The following is a 21547-nucleotide window of genomic DNA, read 5'->3' as shown; positions in this document are numbered from 1 at the left end:
GGGCGGGCCCAACTCGTTCTTCCTTCGGGGCTCGGTTCCCCGCGGTTCTTCGGGGCCTGGTTCTCCCCTGCCAGTACATTGGTGGGGCTCGTTCTCCCCGGGATTTCGCCGGTTTTCGCCCGGAGGGACCCCACGGGCGCGTTGAGCGTCAGCCGAAGGTCAGGTAGACCAGGCCGTAGCTCAGCGCAGCGACACAGCCGGCGGCAGGCATCGTGATGAACCAGCCGAGAATGATGTTCTTGGCAACGCCCCAGCGCACCGCGTTCACCCGCTTCGTCGCCCCCACGCCCATGATCGCCGAGGTGATCACATGCGTCGTCGAGATCGGCGCGTGGAAGAGGAACGCGGAGCCGAACATGATCGACGCCCCCGTCGTCTCCGCGGCGAAACCCTGCGGCGGATCCAGCTCGATGATCTTGCGGCCGAGCGTCCGCATAATGCGCCAGCCACCCGCGTACGTACCGAGCGAGAGCATCATCGCGCAGGCGATCTTGACCCAGACGGGAATCGCGGCGCCCTGGTCCTCCACATCGGCGATGACCAGCGCCATCACCACGATGCCCATCGTCTTCTGGGCGTCCTGGAGACCGTGACCGAGCGCCATGCCCGCCGCCGAGACCGTCTGGGCTATCCGGAAACCGCGCTTGGCCTTGTGCGGGTTGGACTTGCGGAACATCCACATGATCGTGACCATGACCAGATAGCCGCAGATCAGACCGACGATGGGCGAGACGAACATCGGGATGACGACCTTGTCGAGCACGCCGGACCAGATGACCTCGGTCCCGCCCGCGAGCGCCGCGCCCACCATGCCGCCGAAGAGCGCATGGGAGGAGGACGACGGCAGTCCGAAGTACCAGGTGACCAGGTTCCAGACGATCGCTCCGACCAGCGCCGCGAAGAGAATGCCCATGCCGCGGGGGCCCTGGGGCGTCTCGATGAGCCCCTCGCTCACGGTCTTGGCGACTCCCTGGCCGAGGAAGGCGCCGGCGAGGTTCATCACCGCGGCCATCGCCAGTGCCGCGCGAGGAGTCAGCGCGCGCGTGGAGACCGAGGTCGCGATCGCGTTAGCCGAGTCGTGAAAGCCGTTGGTGTAGGTGAATCCGAGCGCGACACCAATGGTCACGATCAGCGCAAAGGTGTCCACGTAGTTCAGGACTCCTTGACCGCGATGGTCTCCACGGTGTTCGCCACGTGCTCGAAGGCGTCGGCGGCCTCTTCCAGCACGTCGACGATCTGCTTGAGCTTGAGGACCTCGATGGCCTCGTACTTGCCGTTGAAGAGGTGTGCGAGGAGCTTGCGGTGGATCTGGTCGGCCTGGTTCTCCAGACGGTTGACCTCGATCCAGTACTCCGTGAGGTTGTCCATGGTCCGCAGGTGCGGCATGGCCTCGGCGGTCAGCTCGGCAGCTCGCGCCAGCACCTCGATCTGCTGCTCCACGCCCTTGGGGAGTTCCTTGACCTGGTAGAGCACGACCAGGTCGACGGCCTCCTCCATGAAGTCCATGATGTCGTCGAGCGACGAAGCGAGGTTGTAGATGTCCTCGCGGTCGAACGGTGTGATGAACGAGGAGTTCAGCTGGTGGAAGATGGCGTGGGTGGCGTCGTCCCCCGCATGCTCCGCTGCCCGCATCCGCTCCGCGATCTCAGCCCGGCCGGAGGCATCCGCTCCGAGCAGTTCCATCAGGAGTTTCGAGCCCGTGACGATGTTGTCCGCGGACGCGGCAAACATGTCGTAGAAGCTCGTCTCCCTGGGGGTCAGACGAAAGCGCACGTGGGGTCCTCGGGGTGCTCTGGATTCGGCCAGGGTGATGCTAAGCGCATCATCCGGCCACGACTAACCGGCGTTCCTCAGTGTCGCCCATGGACAACAGCGATCAGCAGGGGCCCCCGCCCCCAATCCGGCACGATTCGTTACCATATACCCACGAGGGGTATGTAGACCGGTTCTGGACAACCAGCAGGACAGCCAGCAGGACAAACGGGAGGACGCGATGACGACCACCGAGGCGGCCGGCCCGCCGGTCACCGACCACGACCACGGGGTGCACGGGTACCACAAACAGAAGGACGAGCACCTCAAGCGTCTGCGCCGGATCGAGGGCCAGATCCGCGGTCTCCAGCGGATGGTCGACGAGGACGTCTACTGCATCGACATACTCACCCAGGTGTCCGCGTCCACGAAGGCACTGCAGTCGTTCGCACTCCAGCTCCTGGAGGAGCATCTGCGGCACTGTGTCGCGGACGCGGCAGTGAAGGGCGGCGACGAGATCGACGCGAAGGTCGAGGAGGCGACGAAGGCGATCGCACGCCTTCTCCGCACCTGAAGTACGCGAGGCACGTGAGGTATGTGAGGTATGCGAGGCACCTGACGTACGCCTGATGCGATGCGCCGTCTTGTGATGCGCCGTCTTGTGATGTGACACCGTGCGAAATGTCATGGCGCGAAATGTCGTGGTGCAGTGCGTCGCGGTGCGATGCGCACAGATCCTGCCGGTCCCGGACACTACTGCCGAGGCGGAGCGGATCGCTCGACACCCACGTTCAGCACCTCATCGATACGGTCCGGGCTGAGCCGCTCCTCGTCCGCAGTGGACGCCGCGATGATCAACTCGCCGCACAGCTCGATCTCGGCGAGAGCCACGTGGTCCTGGACGGTCGCAGTACTGGGTGGAGCCACGTGCATTCACCTCTTCCTGCCGGTGTCGACTTCCTAGCGTAGGGAGTGAGACACGAACCGCGCATGGCACGTCCGGACCATTTAGACCCTGATCCTCCCGGCATAAATGTCCCGTTCGTCCGGCAGATGCACAGTCACGGGTGTCCCGAAGTCGTACAGAAGCGTGGTCGACGTCACGGCGACCGTGCCTGTCTCATTGGTGAAACTGAACCGGTGGCGCACCTTCCGCAGCCGTCCGTCGTCATCCAGATAAGCGTCGAAGGGCACGGCGTCCTCGGCGAACCCCTTCGCCGCCGCGGCCAGCGAAGCGCGCGCATGGGGTTCCGCAACCCTGGCCGCCCGGGCGATGTCCGTCATACCGCGGTAGTGGCGCACCCTCACCCCGGCCAGCTCCTCCTCGCCGACATAGGTCACGCTCCGCGCGCTGCGCAGCAGTTCGGCAGCGGCGAGCGGGTCCGTCGCCCCGCCGGTGACCAGATTCCCGTCCGCCAGCGTGGTCGTGTCGACCCGGACCCACTTGTCCGCGGGCACGCCCGCGCCACGGTTCTTCATGTACAACGCGCCGGACGTCAGCAGTTCGGTCACCGGGTGGTGCTCGTCCGCGCCCGCCGGGTCCGTGGGCAGGACGACCGTGAGCCGGCCCATCCGCCGCGCGAAGTCATAGCCGCCTTCGCCGCGGATGGTCACCCGGGTCCCGCCGGCGGCCATCTCCATGGACGTACGCGTCCTGGCGCTCTTCGCGCGGGCCAGCACGTCCGCCGCCCCGAGCACATCCCCGGGCCGACCCCCGCCCGGCCGGTCGTCGGCGACCGCACCCTCGCCGCCGGAACAACCGCTGGTCGCCAGGACGCCCAGTACGACAGTCGCGACGGCGAAAGCCCCGCCTCTGAGCCTGTGCTGCTGCACCACCATCGCCTGCCAACCCCCAACGCGGGACGCTGTTTCTACGAGACCCCACCCGCCCCGCATAACGACGGCCTGGTCCCCCCGTCACGCGGACTGCCGCCGGGCGCGCACCGCCAGTACCGTGGAGGGGTGCACCAGCAGGACCCCACCCAAGATGTCCCGGTCCTCCACCACGCCACCACCGGCGAACGGGGGTCCTTCGCCATCGCCCGCTGTAACTGCGGCTGGACCGGCCCCGCCCGGCGGTCCCGCGAAAGGGCACGTACGGACGCGCAGGTGCACCTCTCCGCCTCCCTGACAGCGCCGTGACCCGCCCCGGGGCCGGGAAATTCACCCGCCCCGGAACCTCCCGCAGACCACAGGCGTCTGGTCCTTGCAGGAGGCCTCATGGACCGGCGCGCGCTGCTCACCACCGCTTTCGCTCTCACCGCCACTGCCTGCACAGGCAAAAGCGGCACCGGAGCGAACGCGGCAACCACCACGACATCGCCCCGAAGCGGGGCAAAGACGGGAACGGCGTCCGGCACCGCCGCCGCGCCCGACTGGAACGCGCTCGCGCGCGGCCTCGACGGGAAGCTCGTACGCCCCGGGGACGCCGCGTACCCCACCGCGCGGCAGCTCTACAACACCCGCTTCGACTCGCTGAAGCCCGCGGCCGTCGCCTATGTGGCCGGGGAGGACGACATCAAGGAGTGCCTGGCCTACGCCAGGGCCCACCGCGTCCCCGTCTCCATCCGCAACGGCGGTCACTCCTACGCAGGTTGGTCCTCCGGCAACGGCCGCCTCGTCATCGACGTGTCCCCGCTGAACCATGTCTCGGCCGACGGCTCCATCGGCGCCGGCGCCAAGCTGATCGACGTCTACAACACCCTCGCGCGCAGCGGCCGCACGATTCCCGCGGGCTCCTGCCCCTCCGTCGGCGTCTCCGGGCTCACCCTCGGCGGCGGGCACGGCGTCACCTCCCGTGCGTACGGTCTGACCTGCGACAGCCTCACCTCCGCGACCCTTGTCACGGCCGACGGCAAGGTGCTGACCGCGAGCCCGACGCGGAACAAGGATCTCTTCTGGGCTCTGCGGGGCGCGGGCAACGGCAACTTCGGTGTCGTCACCCGGCTCCGCTTCCGTACCCATCCCGCGCCCCCGTCCGTCACCGCCTATCTCACCTGGCCGTGGTCGAAGGCCGCGGCCGTGCTCAGCGCCTGGCAGCGGTGGGGGCCGGAGCAGCCGGACGAGATCTGGTCGTCGGCGCACCTCGCGGCCGGTCCCGGCAGCGGCGCGCCGACGCTCTCCGTCGCCGCCTTCTCCCTCGGCAGCGAGAGCGATCTGCGCAATGCGCTCGACCGCCTCGCCGACCGGGTGGGCTCGCCCGCGCGCTCGGTCTCCATCCGCCGGCGCAGCTACCGCGACGCCATGCTCGGCTATGCGGGCTGCACCACGATCAGCCAGGCCCAGTGCCATCTGCCAGGCACCACACCCGGGCGTACGAAGCGAGGCGCGCTCCAGCGCGAGACGTACTCGGCGGCCTCCGACTTCTTCGACCGCCAGCTCTCGCCCGCGGGACTGCGGGCGCTGATCTCGGCAGCCGAGGCGTTCACGCGGATCTCCCCCTCGCAGGGCGGGGGCGGCGGTTCCATCGCGCTCACCGCGCTCGGCGGAGCGATCAACCGGGTCGACCCGCTGGGGACGGCGTTCGTGCACCGGCGGTCCAGGGTGCTCGCCCAGTACATCGCGGCATGGCGGCCCGGCACGGCCGGCTCCGCCCAGCAGGCATGGCTGAGGAACTCCCATGCGTCCATGCGCCGTCATGCGTCGGGCGCCGCCTACCAGAACTACATCGACCCCACGCTCACGGACTGGCGCAAGGCCTACTACGGACCGGCGGCGGACCGGCTGACCCGGCTGAAGAAGCAGTACGACCCGGAGCGGGTCTTCACGTTCCCGCAGGCGCTGTAGAGGCGGGGCCCGGCACGGATTCAGGCCCGGCACGGATTCAGGCCCAGCCCGGATGCAGACCCAGCCCGGATTCAGTCCGGCCCGGATTCAGTCCGGCCCGCGGCGCACCTGCCCGGCGCCGCAGGTCGGGCCGCGAGGATCGGGCGACCCGTTCGGACAAACCTGGTCGAAACCGTGAGGCTCAGGACGCGAAGCTCACGCCGTGAGGCTCAGACCGAGCAGCCCAGACCGAGCAGCCCAGACCGCCGGCTTCAGGTCGCCGGCTTCAAGCCATGAGGTTCAGGCCGTGAGGTTCGGGCGTGAAGGTTCAGGCCGTGAGGTTCAGGCCGCCAGGTCGTTCTCGCCCGTCCCCGAGCCCTCGGTCCGCGGCTCGGGGATACCCAGCGTCTCGTGCCGGTCCGCCGCGAAGGGGCTCGCCCGCCGCGACCGGACGAGCCTGCCCGCCCGTCCCGAGGCGGCGACCGCCGACACCAGCGGCGTCAGCAGCGCCAGCGCGAGGGGTGCGAGAAGCAGCACCACCGCCGTGCCGAGGGCGAAGCCGCCGACCACATCGGTCGGATAGTGCACTCCCATGTAGACCCGGCAGAAGCCCTCGGCCAGAGCGAGGCCGATGCCCGCGAGCCCGAACCTGCGGTGCGCGACGAAGAGCCCGGCGCCGACGGCCATCGCCATCGTCGCGTGATCGCTGACAAACGAGTAGTCCGTCTTCCCCGACACCAGGACCTCGATGCCCTGATGGTCGAGGAACGGCCTCGGCCGTTCGACGAACCCGCGGATGGGGATGTTGATCAGCAGCGCGATACCCGCGGCCAGCGGCGCCCAGACCAGTCCCGCGACCGCCCCGACCGAGTCCTCCGCGGTGCCGCGCCGGCGCACGCTCCACCAGCACCAGAGCACCAGCAGGACGAGCGCGAGCATGATGCCGTACTCGCCGACGAACTCCATGGTGCGGTCGAGCCACGACGGGGCGTCCTTGGCGAGGCCGTTGATGTCGTAGAGCAGGCCGAGATCGGGATCCGACCCGCCTCTCGACTGCGTCAGGGGGGACACCGTCGACTCCGCCAGGGGGAAACCCCACACGAGTCCAGCCATCTGCTGCGGCCCCTTGCCTTGTTGCCTGGCACGACACACCATCCGGGTGCGCCGCCTCCACCAACCCCCGTGGTCGGTGCGGTGAGTGCTGCATGGTCAGTGCGGCTGTACTCGTCCAAGGAAACGGCCTGTTCCCTGTCTACGTTCCACTCTCCACCGAACGATCACCATGACGTTATCGAAGAGTGACACGTCGTCGCAGCTCAGGACCGTGGCGTAGCGGAGAGTTCCGGCCAGGGCCAACACTTCGTCAGGCTTCCGGAGGAACGGTGGGCAACGCTTTTGCACCATCCTTGGTCACTCGGGTCGCACCGAAGTAGTCCGGAGTGTCGATCTTGTCGAAGCGGATCACCGCCCCGGTGTACGGCGCATTGATCATGTATCCGCCGCCGACGTAGAGACCGACGTGCCGGATCGCCCGCGAGTCGGTGAGGTCGTCGGAGAAGAAGACGAGATCCCCGGGGAGCAGCTCGTCGCGCGAGGGATGCGGTCCGGCGTTGTACTGATCGTTCGCGACACGCGGCAGCTCGATGTCCACCGTGTGGTACGCGGCCTGCGTCAGCCCCGAGCAGTCGAAGCGTCCGCCCTGCTCAGGGGTGCCGTTGCCGCCCCAGAGATACTTCGTGCCGAGCTTCTGCTGCGCGAAGTAGATCGCTCCGGCGGCCTGGCGCGACGGCGCGACCCGCCCGACGGGCCGGGCGAAACTCTTCTCCAGAGTGCGGATGACCTTCACATAGTTCTGTGTCTCACGGTACGGCGGGACACCGCCGTGCTTGATGACGGCATAGGTACCCGCGTTGTACGCGGCGAGCATGTTGTCGGTCGCGTCGCCGGGCGCCTTCTTCACATATCCGGCCAGTTCGCAGTCGTACGACGCGGCAGACGGAATCGCGTCCGCCGGATCCCAGACATCGCGGTCACCGTCCTTGTCCCCGTCGACGCCGTGCGCGGACCAGGTGCCGGGGATGAACTGGGCGATGCCCTGGGCCGCCGCAGCGCTCTGCGCCTTCGGGTTCCAGCCGCTTTCCTGGTACAACTGCGCGGCGAGGAGGGCGGGGTTGATGGCCGGGCAGAGATTGCCCCACTGCTCCACGAGCGGCTGATAGAGCGCGGGCACGGCACCCTTGGCCAGGCCGACCGCTCCGCCCTTCGCACCGCCCATGAGGCCGGCGGCGGCGGAGTAGGTCCCGACGACGAGCAGCGCGACGAAACTCAGACAGAGCCCGATCGACGCGCCCGCGACCAGCCATGCCTTACGCACCGTCAACCACCTTTCACCCCACGGCAGTCCGCCCTGCGCCAGTGTAGGCGGGGTAAGTGCACCTGAGGGGGTGGACGAACGGGGCGCGGCCGATACTCACCCTGCCCCCGCCACGGTGGCCTGAACCCGCTGCCACTACTCTGTGTCACACAGATGGAAAGGCTGCGGTCAATCCCCGCATACGACCACGACGGGGCAAGCGACACGGGAGTGCGAGTGAAGAACAGAGAGTCACGCCGAAACGGGGACGCGGCCGGCGGAACGGTAGCCGCGGTAGCCGTCATCGGGCTCATCGCCGCGGCGGTGGCCATGCTCGGTTACATGGTGACCAGTACCGGCTGAACGGAAATCCGCCCGGCCCTGCGGCTCCGAACTCATCGACTCGTTCGAAGAGTTCGGCGCCGCTGTGCATGCACCACCGGCGCCCTTGTGGACTGCGCCCCGGGATCACTCCCGGCGGACAGCGCCCGCGGTTGCCCGCCCTACGGGTCCCGCCCCAGCAGTCCCGCCCTACGGTTTGCGGCCGACGCCGCCGAACATCGCGACCTCGGCGGGCAGCTCGCCACCGGCGTTCTCCGGCCGCCAGTGGTTGCACGAGACCACACCCGGATCGAGCAGTTCCAGTCCGTCGAAGTAGCGGCGGACCTGCTCGGGGGTGCGCTGGGTGAGCCTGGGGGTGCCGTGCTCGTTCCAGAACGCCACGGCCGCGTCCACATCGGGCATCGCCGCACTGGTGATGGTGTGGGACAGCACGAGATGACTGCCGGAGGGCAGAGCGTCCATGAGGCGGCGCACGATGCCGTACGACTCCTCGTCGTCCTCGATGAAGATCACCACGCCGAGCAGCATCAGCGCTACGGGCCGGGAGAAGTCGAGCGTGTCGGAGGCGCGCTCCACAATCGCGTCGGCGTCGCGCAGATCGGCGTCGAGGTAGTCGGTCCGGCCCTCGGGCGTACTGGTGAGCAGGGCGCGGGCGTGCGCGAGGACGAGCGGGTCGTTGTCCACGTACACGATCCGCGCCTCGGGGGTGGCGCGCTGGGCCACCTCGTGGGTGTTGTCGGCGCTGGGCAAACCGGTCCCGATGTCCAGGAACTGCCGGATCCCCAGCTCGGCGGCCAGATGGTGCACGGAACGCCCGAGGAAGAGCCGGTCGGCGAGGGCATAGTCACCGATGCCGGGATGAAGCTTGCGGATCTGGTCGCCGGCGTCGCGGTCGACCCGGTAGTTGTCCTTGCCGCCGGTCCAGTAGTTCCAGATCCGGGCGGTGTGGGGGCGCGTGGTGTCGATCCTGGAGGCCAGGGGCGCATTGTCGGTCACACGCCCACGGTATCCAACTCCGCTTGAACCAAACGCAGTTGGGCCGGAAACCAAGGCGATCCCCCGCGGGTTTGGCCGGGCCCATGCACCGCTCGTACGCTCGTCCCATGGCCGACCTCCCCGCCGACGTCCTCGCCGACCTCCCGTCCGCCGTTGTCGCCGACCTCCCGTCCGGCCTCGAATGGACCCGCGCCGCCCCCGAGAACGCGCTGGGGCCCGGCCCGTGGATCGAAGTCGCCTTCGGGCCCGGCGGTCTGGTCCATCTGCGCGAGACCGACGACCCTGGGAACGTGGTCACGACGACGCGCAGAAAGTGGGAGGCGTTCGTCCTGGGCGTCCGGGCGGGCGAATTCGACCACTTCACCGAGCCGGGCGAACAGGGCCCTCCGACGTGACCACGTCCCGGGCCCGCGAGGCGCAGGGCAGCCACCCCGGACCCGCGTCGCGACGAGGCGGGCCGAAGGCCATGTACCGCCGACCGGGTGTCTCGAAGCGTACGCACCACCCCAAAGGTGGAACAACGACAGTCATTGCCCGGAGTCACTCTCCGTGATACACAGAGTTACCATGTGTGCTCGTCGCATCGGACCGGTCCCCGCCGACGCAGATCAGGACGGTGGGATCGGTCATCCGTACGGAGATCGGCCAAAGAGACCCGGCAAGTCGGCTTACGCGCGCGGTTTCATCAGCGAAGATAGAGCGACGGCCCGTGCCGAGGGGCACGGGCACTGAACAACCCAACAGGGGCGGTGAGTTACATGATCCTGGCAGCCGAAAAGGGCGACATCACCACCATCATCGGCGGAATCGCCCCGAACTGGGGGCCTTTCGGGAGCCTGGGGAACGAGGCCAGAGTGATGATCGAGGTCGTGATGGCCGTGGCCATCCTCCTCTGCCTCGGCATCGCGATCTGGGGCGCGGCCAAACAGCGCATCGGAGCGACGGCTCTGCGTGACACCTTCAGCGCGGAGCAGGGCAAGGGCCTGATCGTCGCCGGTCTGACCGGCGTCTTCATCATCGGCTCACTGGGGACCTTGTTCACCATCGTGTACGGGATGGCTGTCTAGCCACCCGCCAGCCCTTCCCGGCGAGCCCGGCCCACCCCTTGAGGTTGCGTCTCCCTGATGTCGAGTCACCACACCACGCCCACACGGGAACGGGAAGCAGCACGACTACCGTCGTACTACGCGAAACTGCAACTGGTTGAGGGGGCGTACGCGAGATGAGCCTCGGCGACGATCACGGCTACGGCAGCGAGCCGGCCGACCGCACCGACGAGGGCTTCGGCGGCATGGGCCAGACCCGCACGAGACTCCCCGGCGGCGGCGACAATGACGGCTACGGCGGCGCACGCAGGCCGGTCCGGAGCTCACGCTCGCTGATCATGGTGGTGGGTGTCGTGGTGCTGCTGATCGCGGCTATCGCGTTCGCGAACCAGGGCGGCGGCGACGGCACGTCGGCGGACCCGGCGAAGGGCGGCCCGGGGACCCAGCCGACGGCGGCGACGGGCGTGAAGCCGGTGAAGGGGAAGGCCGGGGGGATCCCGTCGGGGTACGCGAAGGACGAGCAGGGGGCGCAGAGCGCGGCGGCGAATTACGCTGTGGCGCTGGGTTCTGACGGTATGTTCAAAAAGGGGACGAGGCGTGACATCGTCCAGACCGTTCACGACCCTGCCATCGTCGACAGCCTTCTGGGCAACCTGGACCCTGCCTACTCCCCAAGCTTTCTGGCGAACGTCGGACTGAAGCCCGATGGAACCGCGCCGACTGGCCTCACCTTCATCTCACGCACGGTGCCTGTCGGCACCAAGGTGACAGCGTTGAAGGGCGACACAGCAACAGTCGAGGTCTGGTGCACCGGGCTCGTGGGCCTCGCGGGCCCCGACTCCACCAAGCCGGTGACCGAGACGTGGTTCACGATGACCGAGAACCTCAAGTGGGTCGGCCACGACTGGAAGATTGGTTCCTCGAGCCAAAGGGAGGGCCCGACCCCGGTAAGCGGCGACAACCGTGCCTCTTCCGCGGACGAGATCGCTGCGGCTGTCCAGGGATACGGAGGCTTCACCTATGCGCGCTAGTCGGCGCCCTCGCGCCCTCGCTCTCACGCTTCTGGCGAGTCTTCCGACGTCAGTCGTCCTGCTGACTGCACACGCCTCGGCTGCACCGGCTCCCACCCCCAAGCCGACCCCGAGCAAAAGCAACAATCCCTGCGACCTCATCGTCGGACTCGCCAAGGACTACTGCGAGAACGGCGACAAAGCCGGCGGATCCCACCGCACCGCCCCCGACCCCGCCGACGCCCTCGACCCCCTCTCCTCACTCGCCCGCGGCTGCGCCGACGCCGCCGTCAACATCATCGATCACCTCTCCGACGCCGTGAAGACAACCGCCGACGTCGACTTCACCAACTCCGCCTTCCTCGCCCGCTACACCATCGTCTTCGCCGCCGCCACCATCCTCACCCTCATCCTCTGGCTCCTCGCCGTCGCCAAGCGCGCCATCCGCGGTGTCCCCCTCACCACCGCCATCTCCGAGGCCGTCGGCTTCCTCTGGCTCACCGTCCTCGCCTCCGCCTTCACCCCGCTGATCCTCTACACCGTCGTCTCGGCCACCGACGCCGTCACCGAGGTCATCGCCGCCGGCACCGGCAAACAGACCGACGTCTTCTTCGGAGCGTTCAAGCAGGCCCTCCAGAAGGGCGACAGCATCGGCGGCGGGCCGATCATGCTGATCGTCGTCTCCCTCGTCACCGTCCTGGCCGCCGGTGTGCTCTACCTCGAGCTCTTCATCCGCGCCGTCCTGCTCTACGTCGGCGCCCTCCTCGGCGTCGTCGTCTACGCCGGGCTCGTGGACAAGGACATGTGGGGCCACGTCCGCCGCTGGGCGGGAATCATGATCGCGATCATCCTGGTCAAACCCGTCATCGTCATCGTGCTCGGGCTCGCCGGCGCCCTGTCCGCCGACGACGGGCCCAACTCCTTCTCCGCCGTCGTCTCCGGCCTCGCGATCATCCTGCTCGCCATCTTCGCCTCCGCGATGATCTACCGCTTCGTACCCGGCTTCGGCGACGAGATCGTCGCCTCCCGCAACAACCGTTTCCAGAACGGCGCCGAGAACGCCGCCGCCGCCGTCATCAGCTCCCCCGCCGCCCTTGTCTCCCAGGGCATCAAGACCCACAGCAGCCGCGGCAACCAGTCCGGCGGCGACACCAGCGGCAGCACCCCACGCCCCGCCAACCCCATCAGCGGCGGCGTCGCCGCGCACGGCAGCCGTAACGGCGGGGGCACGGGAGGCGGCGGATCCGTCCCCTCCGCCGCGCCGCCGCCCCGTAGCGGCAACAGCCCCACCAGTGGCACCCCGCACAGCAACCGCAAGAGCACAGGAGGTGGAGGGCGTTGACGACCCAGTCCCAACCCATCACGCCCCGCCGTACGTATCTGATCGGCCGGGCCCGGCCGAATGCGATCGTCGGCAAGAACCGCGAGACCGGCGAGATCGCCCTGATCATCGCCGGCGCGTTCCTCGGCATGATGAGCGGGCTGCTCGTTCCCGTCCTGTCCCTGCGGATCGTGCTGCTGATGGGCTTTCCGCTCGTCGCTCTCGCCGCCGTGTACATCCCGTACAAGCACCGGACCTTCTACAAGTGGTTCGAGATCAATCGCAGTTACAAGCGCTCCCTGCGCCGCGGCACCGTGTACCGCTCCTCCGCCGCCGAGGCCGGCACCCGGCTCGACGGCCGTGAGATCGAGATCGGCCCACCCCCGGGCATCGGCCGGATCAACTGGCTTGCCGCGCCCTTCGGCCCCGACGAGATCGCCGTGCTCCTGCACGCCGACCGCCGTACGGTCACCGCCGCCATCGAGATCGAGGGACCGGGCGTCGGCCTGCGCGACAGCGAGGACCAGGAAGCCCTCGTCGACCGCTTCGGCACCCTGCTCAAGCATGTGGCCAACGGCGACGGCTTTGTGACCCGCATTCAGATGCTCGCCCGTACGCTCCCCGCCGACCCGGACGCCCACGCCAAGGACGTCGCCCAGCGCGGGGACCAGAAGTCCCCCGGCTGGCTGCGCGAGTCGTACAACCAGCTCCAGTCCATGGTCTCCACCTCCAGCGAGCAGCACCGCGCCTACCTCGTGGCCTGTATGCACTACTCCCGCGAGCTGGCCGCCGAGTCCCACGTCATGGCCCGCGCCGCCCGCCTCGCGGGTGGCTCCTCGTCGCGCAAGCTCGACAAGGACGCCGGTCTCGCCGTCGTCATGGCCCGCGAGCTCACCGACATCTGCGCCCGTCTCGCCGAGGCCGACATCCGGGTCCGCCAGCCGCTCGGACAGGGCCGGCTCGCCTCCCTGGTCCACTCGATGTACGACCCGGACCACCCCATCGACCACATCCAGGCCATGACGAAACGAAACGCTTGGCCGGCCGAACTGGACGCCATGGAGCCCACCTACCTCCAGGCCAAGACCCGTGAGTCCTCCACCCGCGCACCCTGGTGCCACTCCACCGCCTGGGTGAAGGAGTGGCCGATGACCCCGGTGGGCGTCAACTTCCTGGCGCCGCTGCTCGTCCACACTCCCGACGTCATCCGTACGGTCTCCGTCACGATGGATCTGGAGCCCACCGAGGTCGCCATCGAGCGGATGCTCACCGAGAAGACCAACGACGAGGCGGACGCCAGCCGCGCCGCCAAGATGAACCGGACGGTCGACCCGCGCGACATCGCCGCGCACGGACGGCTGGACCAGAGGGGTGAAGATCTCGCCAGCGGTGCGGCAGGAGTCAACCTTGTCGGGTACATCACAGTGTCTTCGCGGTCGCCGGAGGCGCTGGCTCGCGACAAGCGGACGATCAGGGCATCGGCCGGCAAGTCGTATCTCAAGCTGGAGTGGTGCGACCGCGAACACCACCGTGCCTTTGTGAACACCTTGCCGTTCGCGACCGGCATCCGACGCTGAACGAGAGGGCAGTCCGCCATGCGAGATCCGCTGTCCGTCTTCACGGATGCCTTCACCTCCTTCCTCTTCGGAAAGGTGGAGACGACCCGCCTGCCCGTCCGTACGTCCACAGGCCAGGCACAAGCGGTCTATCTGCCCACCGCCGCCCCCGGCCTCGGCGACTCGGGCGTGATCATCGGCCGTGAGGTGTACAGCGGAAAGGGCTATATCTACGACCCGTTCCAGCTGTACGGCCAGCAGCTGCCGGCCCCCCACTGGCTCGTCCTCGGCGAGTCCGGGAACGGCAAGTCCGCGCTTGAGAAGACCTACGTCCTGCGGCAGTTGCGCTTCCGCGACCGCCAGGTCGTCGTGCTCGACGCGCAGGGCGAGGACGGAGTGGGCGAATGGAACCTCATCGCCCAGGAGCTGGGAATAACTCCCATCCGCCTCGACCCGATGACGGCGATGGACGCCGGCATCCGCCTCAACCCGCTGGACCCCGCGATCACCACGACGGGCCAGCTGGCCCTGCTCCGTACGATCATCGAGGTCGCGATGGGCCACGGCCTCGACGAGCGGTCCGGCTTCGCGCTGAAGGTGGCCCACGCATACGTCAACGAGACGATCGTCGACCGCCAGCCCGTACTGACCGACATCGTGGACCAGCTGCGCCACCCGGAGGCGGATTCCGCGGAGGCGATGAACGTCGACATAGACGACGTACGGGCCTGGGGCCTGGATGTCGCGCTCGTACTGGACCGGCTGGTCGACGGTGACCTGCGGGGCATGTTCGACGGCCCGACCACGGTCGGCATCGACCTGGACGCTCCGCTGATCGTCTTCGACCTGTCCCACATCGACCGGAACTCCATCGCGATGCCGATCCTGATGGCGATCGTGGGTGTCTGGCTGGAGCACACCTGGATCCGCCCGGACCGCAAGAAGCGCATCTTCCTGGTGGAGGAGGCCTGGCACATCATCAACTCGCCCTTCGTGGCGCAGCTCTTCCAGCGGCTGCTGAAGTTCGGCCGCCGACTGGGCCTGTCCTTCGTGGCGGTGGTCCACCATCTGTCGGACGTGGTGGACGGCGCGGCGGCGCGGGAGGCTGCGGCGATTCTGAAGATGGCCTCGACACGGACGATCTACGCGCAGAAGGCGGACGAGGCGAGAGCGACGGGACGCGTGCTCGGCCTGCCCCGCTGGGCGGTCGAGATCATCCCCACGCTGACACCCGGCATCGCGGTCTGGGACGTCAACGGCAACGTCCAGGTGGTCAAGCACCTGGTGACGGAGGCGGAGAGGCCACTGGTCTTCACGGACCGCGCGATGACGGAGTCGTCCGGTCCGGCACTGCCGGAGGATGTAGCAGCCGCGGAGTGGGAGGCGGAGCAGCGCGCGGCCCTGATTGAACGTCAGAAGCTGGACGCGTCCTCCGAGTCGACGGTGGCCTGACATGCGCGATCGTCGCCGACCGGCCGAGGAGGAACGGGGTATCCCGGACGGCCTGCTGGTGGGCCTGCTCGGGTTCCTGCTCGGCCTGACGCTGCTGGTGTGGACGGCGACGGGTCTGTCGGGCGTCCTGTCGCACGGCGCGTGGCCGACGGGCGTGACCTTCGCCAACACCCCCCTGGCGATGCGCGCGCTGGCGTCCAAGCCGCACGACCTGTCTTCCGCATGGCCGGAGACCCCGCCGGCGGAACTGTCGGGCTACGGCCTGTTCTGGGGCCTGGCCATCGGCGAGCTGATGGTCCTGGTGGTTCTGGCGATCTTCACCATGGGCACGCTGGCCCGCTGGCGAGCGGTCCGCGCGGGCCGTGGCACCTCGGCGCGACGACCGAAGGACACCAGCACCGCGAAGGGTGCCCGTCCCTCAGACCAATCGGTTCATTCGGTTCATTCGGATCGTTCGGATCGTTCGGATCGTTCGGATCGTTCGGATCGTTCGGGCCAGGGGACGGGGGCGGCCGGCTGGGACTTCCCGTCCTCGGAAGCCTCGGACGCCGGGGACGGTGGCCGGAGCCATGGCCTCGACCGCGACCGCGGCACAGACACGGGCTACGCCGGGACCGGTACGGAATCTGCCAACACCGTCCATGAGCATGCCGACACCCCTCAGGCGCAGGGCCCTGGCCTCCCCGGTACGGGAGAAGCCCGCCCGCACCCCATCGCCGCGGGCGGCTCAGCCGCGAGCCCGCACCCCGGCCCCACCGCTCCCAACCAGCCCACACGGCAAGGGCCGGGCGCGGACCTGGACGCCCCTTGCGGCAACCCGGTGCCCGCCCCCAGGGCCGCCCCCGTCCCCCGGCTCCTGTACGGAGACCCGGCCACCCGGCGCCCCGCCGCCGTTCAGGCAGTCCTCGACGCCGCCGGGCCCGCTCTCGTCATCACCTCCGACCCCACCGTGTGGGCCGAGACCAAGGACGCCAGGGCCAAGCTCGGCCCCGTCCTCGTCTATGACCCCGGGCACCTGTGCGACACACCGGCCCGCCTCCACTGGTCCCCCACGGCGCACTGCGAGGACGCCGCCACGGCCCAGGAACGCGCCACCGCGCTCCTCGCCCCCGTACGGCCCCGTGCCCTCCTCGACGCCGCCATGGCGGACACCGCCGAAACACTCCTTCGCTGCTGGCTCCATGCCGCGGCCGTCGACGGACGCCCGTTCAAACAGCTCCATCGCTGGGCACAGGGCGGCAGCGCCCACGACGCCGTACGCATCCTCCGTACGCACCCCAAGGCCACCGCCGGTCTCGCCGGACTCCTGGAGTCCGCGCTCACCGCCCACCCCGAACGCCGCGAGATCGCCCAGCAGTTGGTCGTACGGGCGCTTTCCGCCCTCTCTTCGATCCATATTCGCGAGGCTTGCACCCCGAACCGAAGCGATTCGCTCACCTTGGAATCATTTATGAACGAAGGGGGCAGTCTCTACCTGGTGGGGGAAGCCATCGAGGACCCCCGATCCCACCCCGGCGCGATGCCCCTGCTCACCGCACTGGCCTCAGACGTGGTCGAGCACGGCCGCCGCATGGCCGCACGGTCATCCGACGGTCGGCTCGACCCACCAATGACGCTCGTCCTCGACGACGTCGCGGCCGTGGCTCCCCTTCCCCGGCTTCCGGAGCTACTGGCCAAGGGCCAGGACCAGGGGCTGCCCACCCTGGTCCTGCTCCGTTCCGCCGAGCAGGCCCGCGCCCGCTGGGCGGAGCCGCTCCCGCAGTGACCGGGCCGACCGGCTAGCGCAGAACCTCCATCTCCAGCTCCCGTGCCGCGGAATCGCCCGGCACGGGAACGGAGTCCCCGCTCGCAATGAATCCCACGCGCCGATAGAACGTCATCGCTCGCTCATTGCGCTCGTGCACATAGAGCCGCACTCGCTTCACCGGCGGCCCGGCCAGCTCCCAGGACCAGGCGATGGCCGACTGGAACAGGGCCTCCGCCACGCCCGCGCCCCTGGCCTCGGCACGTACGAACACCCCGACCAGATGGGTCTGGTCGAGCTTCGCAGCCTCTCCGAACCTCACCTCGCCCGCCGGCCGCTCGACCAGCACGGTGACCGTGCCCGCCCACGTTCCGTCGGGCGCCTCGGCGATGAACTGCCGTACCCCGATGCCTTCCGACGCGACGGCCGTGCGCTCCTCCCAGAACGCGTCGGGCCGCTCGACGGCCTGTTCATACGTTTCGAGGAACGCGAGGGGCGCGACAGGATCCTGCAGGGCGGCAAGCCGGATCTCGCGGGCCTTGGCCCACTCCTCGGCCTGTACCGGGCGAATCACATAGTCCATGTCCTGATACTGACCGGCCGTCGCCGCGGGCGGCAACGTGGTTTCGTGCCGGCCGGTCCTGAACGCAGAAAAGCCCCGCACCAGAAGGTGCGGGGCTTTCCCACAATGATTGTTCGGCGGCGTCCTACTCTCCCACAGGGTCCCCCCTGCAGTACCATCGGCGCTGAAAGGCTTAGCTTCCGGGTTCGGAATGTAACCGGGCGTTTCCCTAACGCAATGACCACCGAAACACTATGAAACTGTTCACCGGAGTCCCGGCCATGGGGACTCGACAGTTCGTTGTTTCAGAACCAACACAGTGGACGCGAGCAACTGAGGACAAGCCCTCGGCCTATTAGTACCAGTCAGCTCCACCCCTTGCGGGGCTTCCACATCTGGCCTATCAACCCAGTCGTCTACTGGGAGCCTTAACCCCTCAAAGGGGGTGGGAGTCCTCATCTCGAAGCAGGCTTCCCGCTTAGATGCTTTCAGCGGTTATCCTTTCCGAACGTAGCCAACCAGCCATGCCCTTGGCAGGACAACTGGCACACCAGAGGTTCGTCCGTCCCGGTCCTCTCGTACTAGGGACAGCCCTTCTCAAGACTCCTACGCGCACAGCGGATAGGGACCGAACTGTCTCACGACGTTCTAAACCCAGCTCGCGTACCGCTTTAATGGGCGAACAGCCCAACCCTTGGGACCGACTCCAGCCCCAGGATGCGACGAGCCGACATCGAGGTGCCAAACCATCCCGTCGATATGGACTCTTGGGGAAGATCAGCCTGTTATCCCCGGGGTACCTTTTATCCGTTGAGCGACGGCGCTTCCACAAGCCACCGCCGGATCACTAGTCCCGACTTTCGTCCCTGCTCGACCCGTCGGTCTCACAGTCAAGCTCCCTTGTGCACTTACACTCAACACCTGATTGCCAACCAGGCTGAGGGAACCTTTGGGCGCCTCCGTTACCCTTTGGGAGGCAACCGCCCCAGTTAAACTACCCATCAGACACTGTCCCTGATCCGGATCACGGACCCAGGTTAGACATCCAGCACGACCAGAGTGGTATTTCAACGACGACTCCACAACCACTGGCGTGGCCGCTTCACAGTCTCCCACCTATCCTACACAAGCCGAACCGAACACCAATATCAAACTGTAGTAAAGGTCCCGGGGTCTTTCCGTCCTGCTGCGCGAAACGAGCATCTTTACTCGTAGTGCAATTTCACCGGGCCTATGGTTGAGACAGTCGAGAAGTCGTTACGCCATTCGTGCAGGTCGGAACTTACCCGACAAGGAATTTCGCTACCTTAGGATGGTTATAGTTACCACCGCCGTTTACTGGCGCTTAAGTTCTCAGCTTCGCCACACCGAAATGTGACTAACCGGTCCCCTTAACGTTCCAGCACCGGGCAGGCGTCAGTCCGTATACATCGCCTTACGGCTTCGCACGGACCTGTGTTTTTAGTAAACAGTCGCTTCTCGCTGGTCTCTGCGGCCACCCCCAGCTCAAGCAGCAAGTGCTCTCACCAGTGATGGCCCCCCTTCTCCCGAAGTTACGGGGGCATTTTGCCGAGTTCCTTAACCATAGTTCACCCGAACGCCTCGGTATTCTCTACCTGACCACCTGAGTCGGTTTAGGGTACGGGCCGCCATGAAACTCGCTAGAGGCTTTTCTCGACAGCATAGGATCATCCACTTCACCACAATCGGCTCGGCATCAGGTCTCAGCCTCATGTGTGACGGATTTGCCTATCACACGGCCTACACCCTTACCCCGGGACAACCACCGCCCGGGCTGGACTACCTTCCTGCGTCACCCCATCGCTTACCTACTACCACCTTGGGCCGGCGGCTCCACCACTCCCCTCAACTCCGAAGAGATCAGGGCGGCTTCACGGCCTTAGCATTAATGGGCTCGATACTGGGCGTTTCAAAGCGGGTACCGGAATATCAACCGGTTGTCCATCGACTACGCCTGTCGGCCTCGCCTTAGGTCCCGACTTACCCTGGGCAGATCAGCTTGACCCAGGAACCCTTAGTCAATCGGCGCACACGTTTCTCACGTGTGTATCGCTACTCATGCCTGCATTCTCACTCGTGAACCGTCCACCACTGCCTTCCGGCGCGGCTTCACCCGGCACACGACGCTCCCCTACCCATCCACACTCCCGTTGGGGATATATGCGTGAATGACACGACTTCGGCGGTACGCTTGAGCCCCGCTACATTGTCGGCGCGGAATCACTTGACCAGTGAGCTATTACGCACTCTTTCAAGGGTGGCTGCTTCTAAGCCAACCTCCTGGTTGTCTCTGCGACTCCACATCCTTTCCCACTTAGCGTACGCTTAGGGGCCTTAGTCGATGCTCTGGGCTGTTTCCCTCTCGACCATGGAGCTTATCCCCCACAGTCTCACTGCCGCGCTCTCACTTACCGGCATTCGGAGTTTGGCTAAGGTCAGTAACCCGGTAGGGCCCATCGCCTATCCAGTGCTCTACCTCCGGCAAGAAACACACGACGCTGCACCTAAATGCATTTCGGGGAGAACCAGCTATCACGGAGTTTGATTGGCCTTTCACCCCTAACCACAGGTCATCCCCCAGGTTTTCAACCCTGGTGGGTTCGGTCCTCCACGAAGTCTTACCTCCGCTTCAACCTGCCCATGGCTAGATCACTCCGCTTCGGGTCTTGAGCGCGCTACTGAATCGCCCTATTCGGACTCGCTTTCGCTACGGCTTCCCCACACGGGTTAACCTCGCAACACACCGCAAACTCGCAGGCTCATTCTTCAAAAGGCACGCAGTCACGAGACACCAAGCAAGCTTGATGTCCGACGCTCCCACGGCTTGTAGGCACACGGTTTCAGGTACTATTTCACTCCGCTCCCGCGGTACTTTTCACCATTCCCTCACGGTACTATCCGCTATCGGTCACCAGGGAATATTTAGGCTTAACGGGTGGTCCCGCCAGATTCACACGGGATTTCTCGGGCCCCGTGCTACTTGGGTGTCTCTTAAACGAGCCGTTGATGTTTCAGCTACGGGGGTCTTACCCTCTACGCCGGACCTTTCGCATGTCCTTCGCCTACATCAACGGTTTCTGACTCGTCTCACAGCCGGCAGACCGTGAAAAAGAGATCCCACAACCCCGCATGCGCAACCCCTGCCGGGTATCACACGCATACGGTTTGGCCTCATCCGGTTTCGCTCGCCACTACTCCCGGAATCACGGTTGTTTTCTCTTCCTGAGGGTACTGAGATGTTTCACTTCCCCTCGTTCCCTCCACACTGCCTATGTGTTCAGCAGCGGGTGACAGCCCATGACGACTGCCGGGTTTCCCCATTCGGAAACCCCCGGATCAAAGCCTGGTTGACGGCTCCCCGGGGACTATCGTGGCCTCCCACGTCCTTCATCGGTTCCTGGTGCCAAGGCATCCACCGTGCGCCCTTAAAAACTTGGCCACAGATGCTCGCGTCCACTGTGCAGTTCTCAAACAACGACCAGTCACCCATCACCCCACCCCATCAGGCGAGTTCACTGGGACCGGCATCCCGAAGGCGCAGACTTTCCAGTCCGTACCCTCAGACACCCAACAGCGCGCCCGGCACGACCAGTCGAAGACACACGTTCCACGCCGAAGCAGTACTAG

The 21547-nt window shown here is 67.0% G+C and carries 19 protein-coding genes and 2 rRNA genes; 11 read left to right on the top strand and 10 right to left on the bottom strand.

The window, feature by feature from the left end:
* Positions 1-148: 148 nt before the first annotated feature.
* Positions 149-1147, bottom strand: coding sequence for an anion permease (locus OG293_RS18940; protein ID WP_405999955.1), 999 nt, complete (start codon positions 1145-1147; stop codon positions 149-151).
* Between the two features lie 5 nt (positions 1148-1152).
* The gene (locus tag OG293_RS18935) at positions 1153-1773 is read right to left on the bottom strand and encodes a DUF47 domain-containing protein (protein ID WP_405999954.1); all 621 of its coding nucleotides are present in this window, start codon (positions 1771-1773) and stop codon (positions 1153-1155) included.
* Positions 1774-1993: 220 nt separating this feature from the next.
* Here OG293_RS18935 and OG293_RS18930 point away from each other — a divergent pair, with 220 nt between their 5' ends.
* Complete coding sequence (locus tag OG293_RS18930) at positions 1994-2326, top strand: metal-sensitive transcriptional regulator (protein WP_244882955.1); 333 nt, start codon at positions 1994-1996, stop codon at positions 2324-2326.
* A 179-nt stretch (positions 2327-2505) separates the two neighbouring features.
* Here the strand turns inward: OG293_RS18930 and OG293_RS18925 are convergent, their stop codons facing one another.
* Together OG293_RS18925 and OG293_RS18920 are read right to left on the bottom strand one after the other, a co-directional pair.
* On the bottom strand, positions 2506-2685 hold the full coding sequence (locus OG293_RS18925; RefSeq protein ID WP_405999953.1) for a hypothetical protein: 180 nt from the start codon (positions 2683-2685) through the stop codon (positions 2506-2508).
* Positions 2686-2760: 75 nt separating this feature from the next.
* Entirely contained in the window at positions 2761-3591 is an 831-nt protein-coding gene (locus OG293_RS18920) for a hypothetical protein (protein WP_405999952.1), read from the bottom strand.
* Positions 3592-3714: 123 nt separating this feature from the next.
* Here OG293_RS18920 and OG293_RS18915 point away from each other — a divergent pair, with 123 nt between their 5' ends.
* Together OG293_RS18915 and OG293_RS18910 are read left to right on the top strand one after the other, a co-directional pair.
* Positions 3715-3894 (top strand): hypothetical protein, encoded by a 180-nt coding sequence (locus OG293_RS18915; protein WP_405999951.1) that lies wholly within the window; start codon positions 3715-3717, stop codon positions 3892-3894.
* 78 nt (positions 3895-3972) lie between these two features.
* Positions 3973-5538: an FAD-binding oxidoreductase gene (locus OG293_RS18910; RefSeq protein WP_405999950.1), complete on the top strand. Its 1566-nt coding sequence runs from the start codon at positions 3973-3975 to the stop codon at positions 5536-5538.
* A gap of 321 nt (positions 5539-5859) precedes the next feature.
* Here the strand turns inward: OG293_RS18910 and OG293_RS18905 are convergent, their stop codons facing one another.
* Together OG293_RS18905 and OG293_RS18900 are read right to left on the bottom strand one after the other, a co-directional pair.
* Positions 5860-6630, bottom strand: coding sequence for a phosphatase PAP2 family protein (locus OG293_RS18905; protein WP_405999949.1), 771 nt, complete (start codon positions 6628-6630; stop codon positions 5860-5862).
* Positions 6631-6880: 250 nt separating this feature from the next.
* Complete coding sequence (locus OG293_RS18900; RefSeq protein ID WP_405999948.1) at positions 6881-7891, bottom strand: NlpC/P60 family protein; 1011 nt, start codon at positions 7889-7891, stop codon at positions 6881-6883.
* A 216-nt stretch (positions 7892-8107) separates the two neighbouring features.
* Here OG293_RS18900 and OG293_RS18895 point away from each other — a divergent pair, with 216 nt between their 5' ends.
* Positions 8108-8233 (top strand): hypothetical protein, encoded by a 126-nt coding sequence (locus tag OG293_RS18895; RefSeq protein ID WP_405999947.1) that lies wholly within the window; start codon positions 8108-8110, stop codon positions 8231-8233.
* Between the two features lie 168 nt (positions 8234-8401).
* Here the strand turns inward: OG293_RS18895 and OG293_RS18890 are convergent, their stop codons facing one another.
* A complete protein-coding gene (locus tag OG293_RS18890) occupies positions 8402-9208 on the bottom strand; it encodes an SAM-dependent methyltransferase (RefSeq protein WP_405999946.1) in 807 nt (268 codons plus the stop codon).
* Positions 9209-9315: 107 nt separating this feature from the next.
* Between OG293_RS18890 and OG293_RS18885 the strand changes: the two genes are divergently transcribed.
* The 7 genes from OG293_RS18885 to OG293_RS18855 all read left to right on the top strand — a co-directional run bounded on the left by OG293_RS18885 (position 9316) and on the right by OG293_RS18855 (position 17358).
* Positions 9316-9603: a DUF397 domain-containing protein gene (locus tag OG293_RS18885; protein WP_405999945.1), complete on the top strand. Its 288-nt coding sequence runs from the start codon at positions 9316-9318 to the stop codon at positions 9601-9603.
* Positions 9604-9966: 363 nt separating this feature from the next.
* A complete protein-coding gene (locus tag OG293_RS18880; RefSeq protein ID WP_142217964.1) occupies positions 9967-10275 on the top strand; it encodes a hypothetical protein in 309 nt (102 codons plus the stop codon).
* Between the two features lie 155 nt (positions 10276-10430).
* Entirely contained in the window at positions 10431-11285 is an 855-nt protein-coding gene (locus OG293_RS18875; RefSeq protein WP_405999944.1) for a hypothetical protein, read from the top strand.
* Complete coding sequence (locus OG293_RS18870) at positions 11275-12606, top strand: hypothetical protein (protein ID WP_405999943.1); 1332 nt, start codon at positions 11275-11277, stop codon at positions 12604-12606. Before OG293_RS18875 ends, OG293_RS18870 begins: the two co-directional genes overlap by 11 nt.
* Positions 12603-14162 carry an SCO6880 family protein gene (locus OG293_RS18865; RefSeq protein WP_405999942.1) on the top strand — a complete coding sequence of 520 codons (1560 nt, stop codon included), beginning with the start codon at positions 12603-12605 and terminating at the stop codon, positions 14160-14162. The genes OG293_RS18870 and OG293_RS18865 overlap by 4 nt, the downstream gene beginning before the upstream one ends.
* Before the next feature lie 18 nt (positions 14163-14180).
* Positions 14181-15593: an ATP-binding protein gene (locus OG293_RS18860; RefSeq protein WP_405999941.1), complete on the top strand. Its 1413-nt coding sequence runs from the start codon at positions 14181-14183 to the stop codon at positions 15591-15593.
* A gap of 1 nt (position 15594) precedes the next feature.
* Complete coding sequence (locus tag OG293_RS18855; protein ID WP_405999940.1) at positions 15595-17358, top strand: type VI secretion protein; 1764 nt, start codon at positions 15595-15597, stop codon at positions 17356-17358.
* A gap of 13 nt (positions 17359-17371) precedes the next feature.
* Here the strand turns inward: OG293_RS18855 and OG293_RS18850 are convergent, their stop codons facing one another.
* From OG293_RS18850 to OG293_RS18840, 3 genes are all read right to left on the bottom strand, one after another.
* Entirely contained in the window at positions 17372-17920 is a 549-nt protein-coding gene (locus OG293_RS18850) for a GNAT family N-acetyltransferase (RefSeq protein ID WP_405999939.1), read from the bottom strand.
* Between the two features lie 111 nt (positions 17921-18031).
* A 5S ribosomal RNA gene (gene rrf, locus OG293_RS18845) occupies positions 18032-18148 on the bottom strand.
* 86 nt (positions 18149-18234) lie between these two features.
* Positions 18235-21359: ribosomal RNA gene (locus tag OG293_RS18840) — 23S ribosomal RNA — on the bottom strand.
* Positions 21360-21547: the final 188 nt, after the last annotated feature.

Origin of the sequence: Streptomyces sp. NBC_00829, from assembly GCF_045161795.1 — a bacterium.
GTDB lineage: Bacteria > Actinomycetota > Actinomycetes > Streptomycetales > Streptomycetaceae > Streptomyces.
The sequence above is the reverse complement of the archived record's forward strand: the minus strand, read 5'-3'. Positions and strand labels throughout refer to the sequence as shown.

Coding starts and splice junctions, on each gene's coding strand:
- OG293_RS18930 (WP_244882955.1), top strand. CDS start 1,994: ATGACGACCACCGAGGCGGCCGGCCCGCCGGTCACCGACCACGACCAC.
- OG293_RS18870 (WP_405999943.1), top strand. CDS start 11,275: ATGCGCGCTAGTCGGCGCCCTCGCGCCCTCGCTCTCACGCTTCTGGCG.
- OG293_RS18910 (WP_405999950.1), top strand. CDS start 3,973: ATGGACCGGCGCGCGCTGCTCACCACCGCTTTCGCTCTCACCGCCACT.
- OG293_RS18920 (WP_405999952.1), bottom strand. CDS start 3,591: ATGGTGGTGCAGCAGCACAGGCTCAGAGGCGGGGCTTTCGCCGTCGCG.
- OG293_RS18860 (WP_405999941.1), top strand. CDS start 14,181: ATGCGAGATCCGCTGTCCGTCTTCACGGATGCCTTCACCTCCTTCCTC.
- OG293_RS18880 (WP_142217964.1), top strand. CDS start 9,967: ATGATCCTGGCAGCCGAAAAGGGCGACATCACCACCATCATCGGCGGA.
- OG293_RS18875 (WP_405999944.1), top strand. CDS start 10,431: ATGAGCCTCGGCGACGATCACGGCTACGGCAGCGAGCCGGCCGACCGC.
- OG293_RS18885 (WP_405999945.1), top strand. CDS start 9,316: ATGGCCGACCTCCCCGCCGACGTCCTCGCCGACCTCCCGTCCGCCGTT.
- OG293_RS18925 (WP_405999953.1), bottom strand. CDS start 2,685: ATGCACGTGGCTCCACCCAGTACTGCGACCGTCCAGGACCACGTGGCT.
- OG293_RS18850 (WP_405999939.1), bottom strand. CDS start 17,920: ATGGACTATGTGATTCGCCCGGTACAGGCCGAGGAGTGGGCCAAGGCC.
- OG293_RS18855 (WP_405999940.1), top strand. CDS start 15,595: ATGCGCGATCGTCGCCGACCGGCCGAGGAGGAACGGGGTATCCCGGAC.
- OG293_RS18905 (WP_405999949.1), bottom strand. CDS start 6,630: ATGGCTGGACTCGTGTGGGGTTTCCCCCTGGCGGAGTCGACGGTGTCC.